16 protein-coding genes are annotated in these 15,067 nt (G+C 70.1%); 12 read left to right on the top strand and 4 right to left on the bottom strand.

Translation table 11 applies throughout. From position 1 onward, the window contains the following. Position 1 precedes the first annotated feature (1 nt). Both hemW and rdgB read right to left on the bottom strand, forming a co-directional pair. Complete coding sequence (hemW, locus tag G537_RS0105415) at positions 2-1,156, bottom strand: radical SAM family heme chaperone HemW (protein WP_026869232.1); 1,155 nt, start codon at positions 1,154-1,156, stop codon at positions 2-4. A gap of 88 nt (positions 1,157-1,244) precedes the next feature. Next, positions 1,245-1,874, bottom strand: a complete 630-nt coding sequence (rdgB, locus tag G537_RS0105410) for an RdgB/HAM1 family non-canonical purine NTP pyrophosphatase (RefSeq protein ID WP_026869231.1) — start codon at positions 1,872-1,874, stop codon at positions 1,245-1,247. Between the two features lie 95 nt (positions 1,875-1,969). Between rdgB and G537_RS0105405 the strand changes: the two genes are divergently transcribed. Continuing rightward, on the top strand, positions 1,970-2,833 hold the full coding sequence (locus G537_RS0105405) for an NAD(P)-dependent oxidoreductase (RefSeq protein ID WP_026869230.1): 864 nt from the start codon (positions 1,970-1,972) through the stop codon (positions 2,831-2,833). 232 nt (positions 2,834-3,065) lie between these two features. Beyond that, positions 3,066-3,599, top strand: a complete 534-nt coding sequence (locus G537_RS0105400; protein WP_026869229.1) for an Mpo1 family 2-hydroxy fatty acid dioxygenase — start codon at positions 3,066-3,068, stop codon at positions 3,597-3,599. A gap of 201 nt (positions 3,600-3,800) precedes the next feature. Here G537_RS0105400 and G537_RS0105395 read toward each other — a convergent pair whose 3' ends face one another. Together G537_RS0105395 and rph are read right to left on the bottom strand one after the other, a co-directional pair. Further along, positions 3,801-4,373: a hypothetical protein gene (locus G537_RS0105395; RefSeq protein ID WP_026869228.1), complete on the bottom strand. Its 573-nt coding sequence runs from the start codon at positions 4,371-4,373 to the stop codon at positions 3,801-3,803. Positions 4,374-4,606: 233 nt separating this feature from the next. Then, positions 4,607-5,326, bottom strand: coding sequence for a ribonuclease PH (gene rph, locus G537_RS0105390; RefSeq protein WP_026869227.1), 720 nt, complete (start codon positions 5,324-5,326; stop codon positions 4,607-4,609). 116 nt (positions 5,327-5,442) lie between these two features. Between rph and hrcA the strand changes: the two genes are divergently transcribed. From hrcA to phoB, 10 genes are all read left to right on the top strand, one after another. Beyond that, positions 5,443-6,543, top strand: coding sequence for a heat-inducible transcriptional repressor HrcA (gene hrcA / locus G537_RS0105385; RefSeq protein ID WP_051248083.1), 1,101 nt, complete (start codon positions 5,443-5,445; stop codon positions 6,541-6,543). After that, complete coding sequence (grpE, locus tag G537_RS36590; protein ID WP_245578933.1) at positions 6,540-7,181, top strand: nucleotide exchange factor GrpE; 642 nt, start codon at positions 6,540-6,542, stop codon at positions 7,179-7,181. The genes hrcA and grpE overlap by 4 nt, the downstream gene beginning before the upstream one ends. Continuing rightward, on the top strand, positions 7,178-7,309 hold the full coding sequence (locus G537_RS45375) for a hypothetical protein (protein WP_281171440.1): 132 nt from the start codon (positions 7,178-7,180) through the stop codon (positions 7,307-7,309). Before grpE ends, G537_RS45375 begins: the two co-directional genes overlap by 4 nt. Before the next feature lie 116 nt (positions 7,310-7,425). Next, on the top strand, positions 7,426-8,856 hold the full coding sequence (locus G537_RS36585; RefSeq protein WP_051247931.1) for an ATP-binding protein: 1,431 nt from the start codon (positions 7,426-7,428) through the stop codon (positions 8,854-8,856). Positions 8,857-8,962: 106 nt separating this feature from the next. After that, complete coding sequence (locus tag G537_RS0105365) at positions 8,963-9,985, top strand: substrate-binding domain-containing protein (protein ID WP_026869225.1); 1,023 nt, start codon at positions 8,963-8,965, stop codon at positions 9,983-9,985. A gap of 58 nt (positions 9,986-10,043) precedes the next feature. Continuing rightward, the gene (gene pstC, locus G537_RS0105360) at positions 10,044-11,420 is read left to right on the top strand and encodes a phosphate ABC transporter permease subunit PstC (RefSeq protein WP_026869224.1); all 1,377 of its coding nucleotides are present in this window, start codon (positions 10,044-10,046) and stop codon (positions 11,418-11,420) included. After that, a complete protein-coding gene (gene pstA / locus G537_RS0105355) occupies positions 11,413-12,735 on the top strand; it encodes a phosphate ABC transporter permease PstA (protein WP_081688599.1) in 1,323 nt (440 codons plus the stop codon). Before pstC ends, pstA begins: the two co-directional genes overlap by 8 nt. A gap of 5 nt (positions 12,736-12,740) precedes the next feature. Continuing rightward, on the top strand, positions 12,741-13,556 hold the full coding sequence (gene pstB / locus G537_RS0105350) for a phosphate ABC transporter ATP-binding protein PstB (protein ID WP_026869222.1): 816 nt from the start codon (positions 12,741-12,743) through the stop codon (positions 13,554-13,556). 47 nt (positions 13,557-13,603) lie between these two features. Next, positions 13,604-14,335 carry a phosphate signaling complex protein PhoU gene (gene phoU, locus G537_RS0105345; RefSeq protein WP_026869221.1) on the top strand — a complete coding sequence of 244 codons (732 nt, stop codon included), beginning with the start codon at positions 13,604-13,606 and terminating at the stop codon, positions 14,333-14,335. Further along, the gene (gene phoB, locus G537_RS0105340; RefSeq protein ID WP_026869220.1) at positions 14,332-15,039 is read left to right on the top strand and encodes a phosphate regulon transcriptional regulator PhoB; all 708 of its coding nucleotides are present in this window, start codon (positions 14,332-14,334) and stop codon (positions 15,037-15,039) included. The genes phoU and phoB overlap by 4 nt, the downstream gene beginning before the upstream one ends. Positions 15,040-15,067 lie beyond the last annotated feature (28 nt).

Raw genomic sequence — 15,067 nt, 5'->3', positions numbered from 1 at the left:
TTCAGCCCAAAAGCGCCGCCAGCACGGCATCCAGGCGCTGGCGGCCGGCCGGGGTGGCGGCGAGGCGGGTCTCGTCCTCGGCCAGGAAGCCGCCGGCGACCAGCCGGTCCAGCTTGCGGCGGTCGATCGCCCGATCGAAGGGCAGGCCGGTCTCGTCGGCGATGCGGGATTTCGGCACGCCCTCGGCCAAGCGCAGCCCCATCATCAGCATCTCGTCGCGCCGGGCCTCGGGCGGCACCGGCTCGCGCTCGTGCTCGGCATGGCCGGCCGCCTCCACACGTTCCAGCCAGACCTCCGGCGCCCGGTGGGTGCGGGTGGCCCATTTGCCCTCGTTCAGCGTCAGCCTGCCATGCGCCCCGGGGCCGATGCCGACGTAGTCGCCATAGCGCCAATAGGTCAGGTTGTGGCGCGATTCCTCGCCCGGCCGGGCGTGGTTCGAGATCTCGTAGCCGGGCAGGCCGGCGGCGCCCAGCACCTCGGCCGTGGCCTCGTACAGCGCGGCCTGGGTGTCCTCGTCCGGCAGCACCAGCTCGCCGCGCGAGTAGAGGGTGTGGAAGCGCGTGCCCTGCTCGATCGTCAGCTGATAGGCCGAGATGTGGCCGACCGCATGGTCCAGCGCACGGCGCAGCTCGGCCGTCCAGCCGGCCACGGTCTGGCCCGGCCGGGCGTAGATCAGGTCGAAGGAGAAGCGGCCGAAGTGCCGGGCGGCCAGGCCGACGGCGGCCAGCGCCTCCTCGGCCGAATGGTTGCGGCCCAGGAAGCGCAGCGACGCCTCGTCCAGCGCCTGGACGCCGAGCGACACCCGGTTCACCCCGGCGGTGCGGAAGCCGGCGAAGAGATGGGATTCGACCGAGGTCGGATTCGCCTCCAGCGTGATCTCGACATCGGGCGCCAGGCCCCAGCGCTCCGCCGCGCGGTCGATCACCGCCGCCGCCGTGGCCGGCTGCATCAGCGACGGGGTGCCGCCGCCGAAGAAGATCGAGGTCAGCGTCCGCCCCGGCGTCAGGTCGGCGAAATGGTCCAGCTCCGCCACCAGCGCCCGGCGCCAGCGCTCATGCTCCACCTGCTCCCGGACATGCGAGTTGAAGTCGCAATACGGGCATTTCGACCGGCAGAACGGCCAATGGACATAGAGGGCGAAGCCGGGGGCGGTCATGGGCGGCACCCCTTTTCTTGTCCCCCCTCCCTCGCGAGAGGGGAGGGGGGACTCAAATGGATCGGGGGGTGAGATGCTGTGCTGTTCATCACCCCTCAAAACACCGGGCCACCAGCTTGCGGAAGGCGTCGGCGCGGTGGCTCATGGCGTGCTTCTCCTCCGACTCCATCTCGCCGAAGGTGCGGTCGTGGCCGTCCGGGACGAAGATCGGGTCGTAGCCGAAGCCCTTGCTTCCCCGCGCGGGCCAGACCAGTTGGCCACGGATCTCGCCCTCCACCGTCTCGCAATGGCCGTCCGGCCAGCACAGCGACAGGGCGCAGACGAAGCGGGCGCTGCGGTCCGGATTGTCGCCCAGCTTCAGCCGCACCTGCTCCATCGCATAGGCGAAGTCGCGGCCGCTGCCGTCCGGCTTCTCGGCCCAGCGGGCGGAATAGATGCCGGGCGCGCCGCCCAGGCCGGAGACGGAAACGCCGCTGTCGTCGGCCAGCGCCGGCAGGCCGGTGGCGGCGGCGACGAAGCGGGCCTTCAGCTCGGCATTGGCGATGAAGCTGTCGCCGGTCTCCTCCGGCTCCGGCACGCCGTGCTCGGCGGCCGAGGTCAGGCGCGGCACGCGGCCTTCCAGCAGGGCGGCGATCTCGGGGATCTTGCCCTTGTTGTGGCTGGCGATGACCAGGTGGTCGCCGGCGAAGCGGCGGGCGGCGGGGGTTTGCATCGTCATGATGGGCATCAGATACGCGCGCCGGAGGCTGGAATCAAAGGCGGCGGTTGGTGCACTGTGTCGCCTCCAACGCATGGCGGTGAGGGGCGAGGACGATGAAGGTCGCATTCCTGGGCATGGGCGTGATGGGCGCGCCGATGGCGGGGCATCTGGTCAAGGCGGGGCACGAGGTCACCGTGTTCAACCGCACCGCGGCGAAGGCCGAGGCCTGGGCCGAGCGCCATGGCGGCCGATGGGCCGCGACCCCGGCCGAGGCGGCGAAGGACGCCGCGATCGTGTTCATGTGCGTCGGCAACGACGACGACGTCCGCGCCGTGGCCAAGGGGCCGGACGGCGCCTTCGCCGGCATGTCCGGCAGCGCCATCCTGGTCGACCACACCACCGCCTCGGCCGATGTCGCCCGCGAGCTGGAGGCGGAGGCCGACAGGCTCGGCTTCGGCTTCCTCGACGCGCCGGTCTCGGGCGGCCAGGCGGGGGCCGAGAACGGCGTGCTGACGGTGATGTGCGGCGGGCGCGAGGAAGTCTTCGCCATCGCCAGGCCGGTGATCGACAGCTATGCCCGCGCCTGCACCCTGATGGGCCCGGCGGGCGCCGGCCAGCTGACCAAGATGGTCAACCAGATCTGCATCGCCGGTCTGGTCCAGGCCCTGGCCGAGGGGCTGAACTTCGCCCAGAAGGCGGGGCTGGACGGCAACCTGGTGCTCGACGTCATCTCCAAGGGCGCGGCGCAGAGCTGGCAGATGGAGAATCGCGGCCGCACCATGCTGCAGGGCAAGTTCGATTTCGGCTTCGCCATCGACTGGATGCGCAAGGACCTCGGCATCTGCTTGCAGGAGGCCAAGCACAACGGCGCCCGGCTGCCGGTGACGGCGCTGGTCGACCAGTTCTACGCCGCGGTCCAGGCCAAGGCCGGCGGCCGGGTCGACACCTCCAGCCTGCTTCTGGCGCTGCAGGATTGAGCCGGGCCTCCGGACTGCCTGACGGCACCGTCCGCACCCCCTCACCCTCCCGCCGCCTTCGGCGTCGGGCTCCTCCCTCTCCCCGAGGACAGGGGCGTTTCACCTCTCCTCGGGGAGAGGTCGAAATCGCGTCGGCGATTTCGGGTGAGGGGCGGCTCCGGCCCATCCGCCAGCACTCGCGTCTCGCGTGAATCCCGCCCTGGGTTTATTCTCCTGGCGGGGAGGATCGCGCATGGCCTCGGATCTGTTCGATCGCCAGATGGCGATGTACATCAGCTTCCATCGCGACGGGCGCAACCGGCTGACCCATTTCTTCGGCATTCCGGCGATCATCCTGGCGGTGCTGATCGCGCTGGCGACCGTCCCGCTCGGCGTCGTCGCCGGCTGGCCGGTGACGCTGGCCGAGCTCGTCGCCCTGCTGGTCTGGCTGCTGTGGATCGCGCTCGATCTCGGGCTCGGCCTGGCGATGGCGGCGGTGGTGATCCCGGGGCTGATCGTCGCCCATGCCGTGGTCGACGGCGGCTCGGCCCGGGCTACATGGATCGTCGCCGGCGCGCTGTTCGTCGGCGGCTGGGCGCTGCAGCTGGTCGGCCACGCCTATGAGGGCAGGCGGCCGGCCTTCCTGTCGAACCTGTTCCAGCTCCTGATCGGCCCGATGTTCCTGATGGCCGAGACCGCCTTCGCCCTCGGCCTGCGCCCCGGGCTGAAGCATCGGGTCGAGGCCGCGGCGGCCGCCCGCGGCGCCGGCGCTCAGAGGCCGTCTTGAAACTCGCTGCGACGAGTCAGCTGGCGTGGTTTTCGAGAACCGGAGCGCAGCGGACATGAAGGTCCGTGAGCGCCGGAAGCGCAGAAAACCGCGTCACATGGCCGTCGCAGTAGAGTTTCGAGGCGGCCACTCAGTCCAGATAGGTCCAGGTATCCGCGCCATCGAAGCGCCGCACCGGCGCGTCGGGTGATACCGGAAGGGCTACGGCCCGACCACGCCCGGCAGCTCGGCGCCGATGGCGCAGGAATCGAGCCCGCCCAGGCCCTCGACCAGGCCGGCGGCGTCGATGCTCAGCGTCTCGTCCGGAACCGGCCGGCCGCCGCGGACCGCGGTGAAGCGCAGAGTCGCCTCCTCGGCGTCGAGCGCCTCGTGCAGCGCCGGCGTGTCCTCCAGCGTGAAGCGCCAGGTCGGCAGGCCGGGTGAGGCGACCGGGACCGCGACGGGGCGGCCGTCCAGCTGCAGCTCGGCCGTGCCCTCGGGCTCGAAGCGCCCGCCGCCCCGGGCCAGGCCGGGGGCGGAGACGATGATCTCGATCCGGCCCTGGTCGCCGCGCCGGATCCACTCGGTCTGGCCGGCCTGCCGCGCCAGGCGCAGGAAGCAGACATTGCCGGGCAGCCGGTACAGGACCGGGCCGCCGCCTTCGGGGGCGTAGTCGATCAGCTTCTCGGCGTAGGGCAGGGTGGCGAAGGTCTGGAAGGCCGTCGCCGCGCCGTCGCCGATCTGCGGCAGGCCCGGTATCAGGACGGCGGCGAACAGCGCCAGCAGGCCGAGCATCACCCCTCTCCCGCGTGGTGAGGCCGCAGGATTTCACGGCCCCGGCCGCGGCTCAAGGGCCGGGCCGCCGCATCAGTCCGGTTTGCGCTGATCGGAACTCTCATTCCTTATCGTCATGGCGAGCCCCGAAGGGGCGTGGCCATCCAGCGGCACCGCCCTCCTGGATGGCCACGGCGCTGCGCGCCTCGCCATGACGATTTTGGAACGGCATGAACGCTATCGAGCGGCCAGCGTCAGCCCTCGCCCAGCGCCGCCTTCTGGATCGCCGCCAGCTCGGCCGTGCCCTTCTCGGCCAGCGCCAGCAGCGCCTCGAACTCGGCCCGGGCGAAGGGGGTCTGCTCCGCCGTCGCCTGCACCTCGACCAGCCCGCCCTTGCCGGTGATGACGAAGTTGGCGTCGGCCTGGGCGGTCGAGTCCTCGGCATAGTCGAGGTCCAGCACCGCCTGGCCCTGATAGAGGCCGCAGGAGATGGCGGCGACGCTGTCGGTCAGCGGCAGCGCCTTCAGCTTGCGGATCTGCACCAGATGGCGCAGCGCCAGCACCAGCGCGACATAGCCGCCGGTGATCGCGGCGGTGCGGGTGCCGCCATCGGCCTGCAGCACGTCGCAATCGACCTTGATCTGGATCTCGCCCAGCGCCTTCAGGTCGGTGACCGCGCGCAGCGACCGGCCGATCAGGCGCTGGATCTCCTGGGTCCGGCCGCTCTGCTTGCCGCGGGCGGCCTCGCGGTCGGTGCGCTGGTCGGTGGCGCGCGGCAGCATGCCGTATTCCGCCGTCACCCAGCCCTTGCCGCCGCCCTTCAGCCAGGACGGCACCCGGTCCTCGACCGAGGCGGTGCACAGCACATGGGTGTCGCCGAACTTCGCCAGGCACGAGCCTTCGGCGTATTTGTTGACGTCGGTCTCGAGGCGGATGGCGCGCAGGGCGTCGAAGGCGCGTCCGGACGGTCGCATGGGGTCGCTTTCTGTTCTCGGCGAGGGTCGCGCACGCTATCCTCGCGGCCCCGGTCCGTAAAGCCCGGGAGACGTTGATTCGGTTGGATCGGTGCTTACATAGCGTGGCGACGGCCATGACAGTCTTGAGCGATTTCACCATCCGGCCCGGCGGCCAGGCGTTCCGGGACCTCGACGAGCGGTCGCGGGAGATCTTCCGCCAGATCGTCGACGCCTATGTCCAGTCCGGCGAACCGGTGGGCAGCCGCACCCTGTCGCGCCGGCTCGGCATGTCGCTGTCGCCGGCGACGATCCGCAACGTGATGGCGGATCTCGAGGAGGCCGGGCTGCTCTACGCGCCGCACACCTCGGCCGGGCGGCTGCCGACCGATGCGGGGCTGCGCCTGTTCGTGCACGGGCTGATGCAGCTGGGCGATGTCGGCGAGAACGAGCGCGCCTCGATCGAGGCGCTGTGCGCCCAGGCCGGGCGCGGCGTCGCCGAGATGCTGGAGGAGGCGACCTCCGCCCTGTCAGGCCTGTCCGCCTGCGCCGGGCTGGTCCTGGCGCCGAAGACCGACCGGCCGCTGAAGCACATCGAATTCGTCAACCTGGCGCCGGGCCGCGCCCTGGTCGTGCTGGTGACCGAGGACGGCATGGTCGAGAACCGCGTGGTCGAGGTGCCGCTCGGCCTGCCGGCCTCGACCTTCATCCATGTCACCAACTATCTCAACGCCCGCATCATCGGCCGCACCATCGGCGAAGCCCGGGCCGGGGTGCTGGCCGAGATCGAGGCGCAGAAGAGCCAGCTCGACAGCCTCGCCGCCAAGGTGATCCAGGCCGGCCTCGCCACCTGGAGCGACGGCGGCGGCGGCACGCTGATCGTCAAGGGCCAGTCCCGCCTCCTCAGCGACGTCACCGCGCTGGAGGATCTGGAGCGCATCCGCGGCCTGTTCCAGGCGCTGGAGACCAAGGAGGCGATGCTGAAGATGCTCGACGCGGCCAACGCCGCGGAGGGCGTGCAGATCTTCATCGGCGCGGAGAACCAGCTGTTCAGCCACACCGGCTGCTCGATGATCATCGCCCCCTACAAGGGCGGCGACCAGCGCGTGGTCGGCGCCATCGGCGTGATCGGGCCGACCCGGCTGAACTATGCCCGCATCATCCCGATGGTGGACTACACCGCGAAGATGATAGGCCGTCTGCTCCGGACCCACGAGACCACGAACCAGGTAGCATGATGCACAACAAGACGATGTCCGCCGAGCCCCGCCCCGACGCGACGGAGCCGGAGACCGGGGCCGCCGGGCCCGAGGTCGAGGGTGTCGCCGAAACCGAGACCGCGGCCGAGGGCGCGGATGCCATGACCGCCTCCGATCCCGGCGGCGATGCGGCGCTGGCCGGGGCGGTGGAGCGCATCGCCGCGCTCGAGGCCGAGAACGCCAAGCTGAAGGACCAAGCGCTGCGCGCCCTGGCGGAGACCGAGAACATCCGCCGCCGGTCGGAGCGCGAGCGCGAGGACACGGCGAAATACGCCATCTCCGGCTTCGCCAAGTCGCTGCTCGACGCCGCCGACAATCTGCGCCGCGCCATCGACGCCGTGCCGGCCGAGGCGGTGGAGACGGATCCGGCGCTGAAGACCCTGGTCGACGGCGTCGCCGCCACCGAGCGCCAGCTGCTGGCCGCCTTCGAGCGCCACGGCGTGACCCGGATCGAGCCGGTCGACGAAGCCTTCGACCCGAACTTCCACCAGGCCATGTTCGAGCTGCCGGGCACCGGCAAGCCGGCGGGCACGGTGGTCCAGGTGGTCCAGGCCGGCTATGTGCTGCACGGGCGGCTGCTGCGCCCGGCCCTGGTCGGCGTGGCCAAGGGCGAATGATGCGGCGGCTGGGCCTGGTCGCGGCGCTGCTGGCGGTGGCGGTCGGCGCCGCCGCCTGCGAACGCTCGGAGAGGCCGGCCCGCGGCCCCTATGTCGGCATCGGCGCGGGAATGTCCGCGCCGGGCTGATCCGTATCGCGCCTTGCCGCAGCGGACGACACGAAACTGTCACCGAGCGCGGGTAGCGTCGCCGTCCTTCCGCGAAACTGCGGTATTGTAAGGCTCGCTGCTCGAGGCGCGTGTGCATGGCCGGTCCGATCTATCGTCATCTGCTCGGCATCGCGGTGATCGCCGCCCTGGCGCTTGCGCTCGTGCTTCTGGCGGCCCAGGCCGACGGCACCGGCGTCTGGCTGGCGGCGGCCGGGATGCTGGCGCTGTTCGGCATCGCCGGCGTCTTCGCTTGGCGCCTGCTGCGCGATCTCGACCTGCTGCGCCGCCATATCGAGGCCTCGACGGCCGAGGCCCCGGACCGGCCGCCGCGGCCTTCCACCGAGCTCGGCCAGATCCTGTTCCTGCATCTGCAGCGGCTGCAGCGCCACGCCCGCGGGCGCGAGCGCACCCTGGCGGTCGAGCTGCAGACCGCGTCCGAGATCCTGGAGGCGCAGGAGGACCCGATCCTGGTGCTGGCCGGCGACCGCAGCGTGCTGCGCGCCAACGGCGCCGCCCAGCGGCTGTTCGGTGACCGCCTGCTCGACCGTGACCTGGCCGATGCGATCCGCCATCCCGAGGTCATCGCCGCGGTCGACGCCGTCCTCGCCGGCGGCCCGATGCAGACCGTGCCGCTGAACCTGCCGGTGCCGATCGAGCGTGAGTTCGAGGTGCGGATCCAGCGCTTCGAGCGGCGCGGCGACCCCGGGGAGCGGGAGACCGGGCCCGAGCCGGCGCTGCTGGTCACCTTCTACGACCTCACCGCCTCCAAGCGGGTCGAGCAGATGCGCGCCGACTTCGTGGCCAATGCCAGCCACGAGCTGCGCACGCCGCTGTCCAGCCTGATGGGCTTCATCGAGACGCTGCGCGGGCCGGCGCGGGACGACGCGGCGGCGCGCGAGCGCTTCCTCGGCATCATGCAGCAGCAGGCCGAGCGGATGTCGCGGCTGGTCAACGACCTGCTGTCGCTGTCGCGGATCGAGCTGGACGAGCACGTGCCGCCGACCGGCCGGGTCGCGGTCGGCCCGCTGCTGCAGTCGGTGGCCGACGCGCTCGAGCTCAAGGCCCAGCGCAAGGCGCAGCGGCTCGAGCTCGACCTGGCGCCCGACCTGCCCGAGGTGATCGGGGATTCGGACCAGCTCTATCAGGTGTTCCAGAACCTGGTGTCGAACGCGATCAACTACGGCCGGCAGGGGGGCGTCGTCGGCATCTCCGCCCGGACATCGGTGGAAGGGCAGCGCGCGGGTCTCGTCGTCAGCGTCAGCGACCAGGGCGATGGCATCGCGAGGGAGCACCTGCCGCGCCTGACCGAGCGGTTCTACCGGGTCGACCCGGCGCGCAGCCGCGCCGTCGGCGGCACCGGGCTCGGCCTCGCCATCGTCAAGCACATCGTCAGCCGCCATCGCGGCCGGCTGGAGATCGACAGCGAGGTCGGCCGCGGCAGCGTCTTCTCCGTCCAGCTTCCCGCCGCGCCGGGCGGCCGGTCGGGCGGGCGGGGGCTTCATAAAACTGTAACTGAACTGTCTTAAAAGCGTCGGTGGCGGCGTCTATAGCCTGCTTCCGAAACGGCTGACGCTGTTCGATCGCAGGCCCCCGCCTTGCGGTTTCTGCCAATCTGCGTGGAAAGGCTTTCCCATGAAGAAGACCCTCGCCCTGGCCGTCCTCGCCCTGGCGGCCACCGCCGGCGCGGCCCAGGCGCGCGACCAGATCCAGGTCGCCGGCTCCTCGACCGTCCTGCCCTTCGCCAATGTCGTGGCCGAGTCCTTCGGCCAGGCCTTCTCCGGCAAGTTCAAGGCGCCGATCGTGGAATCGGGCGGCACCGGCGGCGGCCTGAAGTCGTTCTGCTCGGGCGTGGGCGAGAACACCATCGACATCGCCAACGCCTCGCGCGCGATCAACAAGACCGAGTTCGAGACCTGCGCCAAGAACGGCGTCAAGGACATCATCCAGGTCAAGATCGGCTACGACGGCATCGTCTTCGCCTCGATCGTCAACGGCCCGACCTTCGCCCTGACCACCAACCAGCTGTGGAAGGCGATCGCCGCCCAGGTGGTGGTCGACGGCAAGGTCGTCGACAACCCGTACAAGACCTGGAAGCAGATCGACCCGAGCCTGCCGGACCAGGCGATCCAGACCTTCATCCCGGCCGAGAACCACGGCACCCGCGAAGTCTTCGTCGAGAAGGTGCTGACCGGCGGCTGCGAGCAGGAGGCGGCTGTCAAGGCGCTGGGCAAGGACGAGCAGAAGGCCGTCTGCACCAAGGTCCGCAAGGACGGCCTGGCGGTCGACATCGCCGGCGACTACACCGAGACCCTGGCGCGGATCCAGAGCACCCAGAACGCGGTCGGCGTGTTCGGCCTGAGCTTCTATGAAGAGAACAAGGACAAGGTGAAGGTCGCGACCGTCAACGGCGTCACCCCGACCGCCGAGACCATCGCCTCGGGCGAGTATCCGGTGTCGCGGCCGCTGTTCTTCTACGTCAAGAAGGCCCATCTCGGCGCGATCCCGGGCCTGAAGGAGTACGTCACCTTCTTCCTCAGCGACCAGATGGTCGGCGACGAGGGCGCCCTGGTCGAGAAGGGCCTGATCCCGATGCCGGAGAATGAGCTGAAGGATCAGCGCAACGCCGCCAACGCCGGCACCACGCTGAGCATGTGATCGTCCCGGCGGGGCCGCATCCTGCGGCCCCGCCAGTCCTCTCAGGCGCGAGACAGACATGTCCCTGCCCGTGATCTTCGCCGTCATCCTGATCCTGATGGCGGCCGGCTATCAGATCGGGCTTCGCCGCTCGGTGGCGGTGGCCGGCGGCCGCCCCGGCGAACTGCATTCCCGGCCGAGCGCCTACGGCGCCTATGTCGCTTTGTGGGCCGGGCTGCCGGCCCTGATCCTGCTCGCGCTCTGGCTGATCTTTCAGCCCGTCATCATCTCCGCGATCGTCGACGGCACGCTGCCCGACAGCGTGCGCAACCTGCCGGCCGACCAGCTCGGCCTGATCAAGGGCACGATCGAGAACCTGGCGGCCGGCGGTGCCGCCGGCGACGCCGAGCCCTATATGCGCGCCGCGGCGGACGAGATGGTCCGGCTGCAGTCGACCGGGCGGACGTTCATGATCTCCGCCGTCCTGGTCCTCGCCGCGATCGGCCTGTTCTTCGCGGTCAGCCGGGTCTCCAAGGATTTCCGGGCCCGCAACCGGGTCGAGGCCGCCACGCTCGGCCTCCTCGTCGTCTGCTCGGGCATCGCCATCGTCACCACGATCGGCATCGTGCTGTCGATGCTGTTCGAGGCGCTGCACTTCTTCACCATGGTGCCGCCGCAGGACTTCTTCTTCGGCCTGGTCTGGGACCCGGGCTTCGCCGGGGCCGGCAGCGAGGGCGGCGGCGGCCGCTTCGGGCTGATCCCGGTGCTGTGGGGCACCATCTTCATCTCCGCCATCGCCATGGCAGTGGCGGTGCCGATCGGCCTGCTGGCCGCGATCTACCTGTCGGAATACGCCGACCGTCGCATCCGCGCCTGGATCAAGCCGGTGCTGGAGATCCTGGCCGGCATCCCGACGGTGGTCTACGGCTTCTTCGCCCTGACCACGGTCGGCCCGTTCCTGCGCGACGCCGGCGCCGCGATCGGGCTCGATGTCTCGGCCACCAGCGCGCTCAACGCCGGTCTGGTGATGGGGATCATGATCATCCCCTTCGTCTCCTCGCTGTCCGACGACATCATCAACGCGGTGCCGCAGCGCCTGCGCGACGGGTCCTACGGCCTCGGCGCGACGAAGTCGGAGACCATCCGCCAGGTGGTGCTGCCGGCGGCCCTGCCCGGGATCGTCGGCGCCGTCCTGCTGGCGGTCAGCCGCGCCATCGGCGAGACCATGATCGTGGTCATGGCGGCGGGCCTGGCCGCCAACCTGACGCTGAACCCCTTCGAATCCGTGACCACGGTCACGGTCAAGATCGTCAAGCAGCTGACCGGCGACCTGGCCTTCAACAGCCCGCAGGCGCTTGTCGCCTTCGCGCTGGGGCTTACCCTCTTCGTGGTCACGCTGTGCCTCAACATCGTCGCCCTGCACATCGTGCGCAAATATCGGGAACACTATGAGTGAGGCCGATCTGATGAACGGCGCCCAGCCCCGTTCGGTGACCCACGTCACCAAGCAGGCCGGCTTCACGGCGAAGCTGAAGCGCCGGCACGCGGCGGAGGCACGCTTCCGCTTCTACGGCATCGCCGCGATCGCGGTGGCGATCTGCTTCCTGGTGGTCCTGTTCGTCTCGATCATCAGCCAGGGCTACACCGCCTTCACGCAGTCGATGATCCGGCTGGAGGCGACCTTCGATCCGGAGGTGATCGATCCGTCCGGCCAGCGCGATCCGACTGCGCTGATGACCGCCGACTACGACCAGATCGCGCGCGACGCCCTGCGCAAGCAGATCACCGTCGGCAGCGCGGCCGAGCGCCGGAAGTCGAACGCCCTGCTCAGCCGCGGCGCCCCGATCGAGCTGCGCGACATGGTGCTGGCCGACCCGTCGATCATCGGCACCACCCGCACCGTCTGGGTCCCGGCGCATGGCGATGTCGACGCCCTGATCAAGGGGCAGATCTCCCGCGACCTGCCGCAGGAGCAGCGCCGGCTGGACGATCAGCAGACCGCCTGGGTCGATCAGCTCGCCGCCTCCGGCGCGCTGGAGCGCCGGTTCAACTGGGCGCTGTTCACCTCCGGCGCCTCGAGCAATCCGGAGCTGGCCGGCATCGGCGTCGCCATCGTCGGCTCGGCCTACATGATGCTGATCGTGCTGCTGCTGGCGCTGCCGATCGGCGTGCTGGCGGCGGTCTATCTCGAGGAATTCGCCAAGAGGAACCGCTGGACCGACCTGATCGAGGTCAACATCAACAACCTGGCCGCGGTCCCGTCCATCGTGTTCGGCCTGCTGGGCCTCGCGGTGTTCATCAACTTCTTCGGCCTGCCGCGGTCGGCGCCGCTGGTCGGCGGCCTGGTGCTGACGCTCCTGACCCTGCCGACCATCATCATCAGCACCCGCGCCTCGATCCGGGCGGTGCCGCCCTCGATCAAGCAGGCGGCGCTCGGCCTCGGCGCCTCGCGCATGCAGGCGATGTTCCACCACACCCTGCCGCTCGCGGCGCCCGGCATCCTGACCGGCACGATCCTCGGCCTGGCCCATGCGCTGGGCGAGACCGCGCCGCTGCTGATGATCGGCATGGTCGCCTTCGTGGTCGGCTACCCGGCCACGCCGGTGGACCCGGCCACGGCCCTGCCGGTGCAGATCTACATGTGGTCCGGCGCGGCGGAGCGCGGCTTCGTTGAACGGACCTCGGCCGGCATCATCGTCCTGCTGGTCTTCCTGATCATCATGAACAGCGCCGCCGTCTGGCTGCGCCGCAAATTCGAACGCCGGTGGTGAGCCCCATGACCGTGATCCAGACGATCGTTCCGCATGCCGCCAACCCGGCGGCCGCGGCCGAGAGGCCCTCGAAGATGGTGGCGCGCGGCGTCAAGGTCTTCTACGGCGAGAAGGAAGCCCTGCACGGCATCGACGTCGACCTGCTGGAGAACGAGGTGCTGGCCCTGATCGGCCCCTCGGGCTGCGGCAAGTCGACTTTCCTGCGCTGCCTCAACCGCATGAACGACACCATCGAGGGTGCCCGGGTCGAGGGCACCATCACCCTCGACAGCGAGGACATCTACGACAAGCGGCTGGACGTGGTGCAGCTGCGCGCCCGGGTCGGCATGGTGTTCCAGAAGCCGAACCCGTTCCCGAAGTCGATCTTCGACAACGTCGCCTACGGCCCGCGGATCCACGGCTTCGCCAGCCGCCGCGACGAGCTGGAGGCGATCGTCGAGAAGAGCCTGATCGGCGCCGGGCTGTGGAAGGAGGTCCGCGACCGGCTGAACGAGCCGGGCACCGGCCTGTCCGGCGGCCAGCAGCAGCGCCTGTGCATCGCCCGGGCCATCGCCTGCAGCCCGGAGGTGATCCTGATGGACGAGCCCTGCTCGGCCCTGGACCCGATCGCGACCGCGCATATCGAGGAGCTGATCGACGAGCTGCGGCGGGAATACACGATCGCGATCGTCACCCACAACATGCAGCAGGCGGCGCGCGTCAGCCAGCGCACCGCCTTCTTCCATCTCGGCGACCTGGTCGAGGTCGGGCACACCGAAGAGATCTTCACCAATCCGCGGGACGAGCGGACCCAGGGCTACATCACCGGCCGCTTCGGCTGAGCCCCGCCCCGACCGACCGCCACCCCAGAGAACCGGAACCACCGCCCATGTCCAGCGAGCACATCGTCAAATCCTTCGACCAGGAACTGGAGACGCTGCGCCGCACCATCGTGCAGATGGGCGGGCTGGCGGAGAGCCAGCTCGAGCTCGCCATCCAGGCCGTGGTCCGGCGCGACGCCGACCTCGCCGACCGGGTGATGCGCAGCGACGAGCAGATGGACGCCTACGAGGCCTCCATCGACGCCGTGGCGATCCGGTCGCTGGCGCTGCGCCAGCCGATGGCGGTCGATCTGCGCGAGGTGGTGTCGGCGCTGCGCATCGCTTCGGATCTGGAGCGGATCGGCGACTACGCGGCCAACATCGCCAAGCGGTCCCTGGCCCTGGTCCAGGTGCCGGTGGTCCGGCCGGTGATGGCGCTGCCGCGCATGGGCCGGATGGTGCAGCAGATCATCAAGGACGTGCTCGACGCCTATACCGAGCGCGACCTGGAGAAGGCGCTGTCGGCCTGGCGCCAGGACGAATCGGTCGACGACCTCTACACCAGCCTGTTCCGCGAGACCCTCACCTACATGATGGAGGATCCGCGCAACATCACCCCCTGCACCCATCTCCTGTTCATCGCGAAGAACATCGAGCGGATCGGCGACCACGCGACCAACATCGCCGAGCTGATCCACTTCCTGCTGACAGGCAAGCCGGTGACGGATGTGCGGCCGAAGGGCGACGCCACCTCCTTCACCGTCGTCACCCCCGAGGCAAAGCCGGAGGAGAACGCATGAGGGCCGGCATCCAGCCGCTGGTTCTGGTGGTCGAGGACGAGGTCGATCTCGTCACGCTGTTGACCTACAACCTGGAGCGCGAGGGCTTCCGCGTCCTCGCCGCCTATGACGGCGAGGAAGCCTTGCTCCTGGCCAGCGAGCAGCGCCCGGATCTGGTGCTGCTCGACTGGATGCTGCCGCATCTTTCGGGCATCGAGGTCTGCCGCCAGCTGCGCCGCGGCACCAAGACCCGCGACATCCCGGTGATCATGCTGACCGCGCGGGGCGAGGAGGGGGACCGCGTCCGCGGCCTCGATTCCGGCGCCGACGACTATGTCGCCAAGCCGTTCTCGACGCCGGAGCTGATGGCCCGGATCAAGGCGGTGCTGCGCCGCACCTCGCCCTCCAGCGCCGGCGACATCCTCAGCTACGCCGATCTCAGCATGGATCTCGGCGGCCACCGCGTGCGCCGCGGCAACCGCGACGTGCATCTCGGCCCGACCGAGTTCCGCCTGCTGCGGCACTTCATGCAGCATCCCGGCCGGGTGTTCAGCCGCGAGCAGCTGCTCGACATCGTCTGGGGCCACGACGTCTATGTCGAGCCGCGCACGGTCGACGTGCATATCCGCCGCCTGCGCAAGGCGCTGAACGACGACAGCGACGTCGACCTGATCCGCACCGTGCGGTCCGCCGGCTACTCGCTGGATGTTCAGGCGCAGGCCTGATTCTCCTCTCGGGAACTCTCTGCCAAGA

Source organism: Inquilinus limosus DSM 16000 (assembly GCF_000423185.1).
In the GTDB taxonomy this organism is placed as follows: domain Bacteria; phylum Pseudomonadota; class Alphaproteobacteria; order DSM-16000; family Inquilinaceae; genus Inquilinus; species Inquilinus limosus.
The sequence above is the reverse complement of the archived record's forward strand: the minus strand, read 5'-3'. Positions and strand labels throughout refer to the sequence as shown.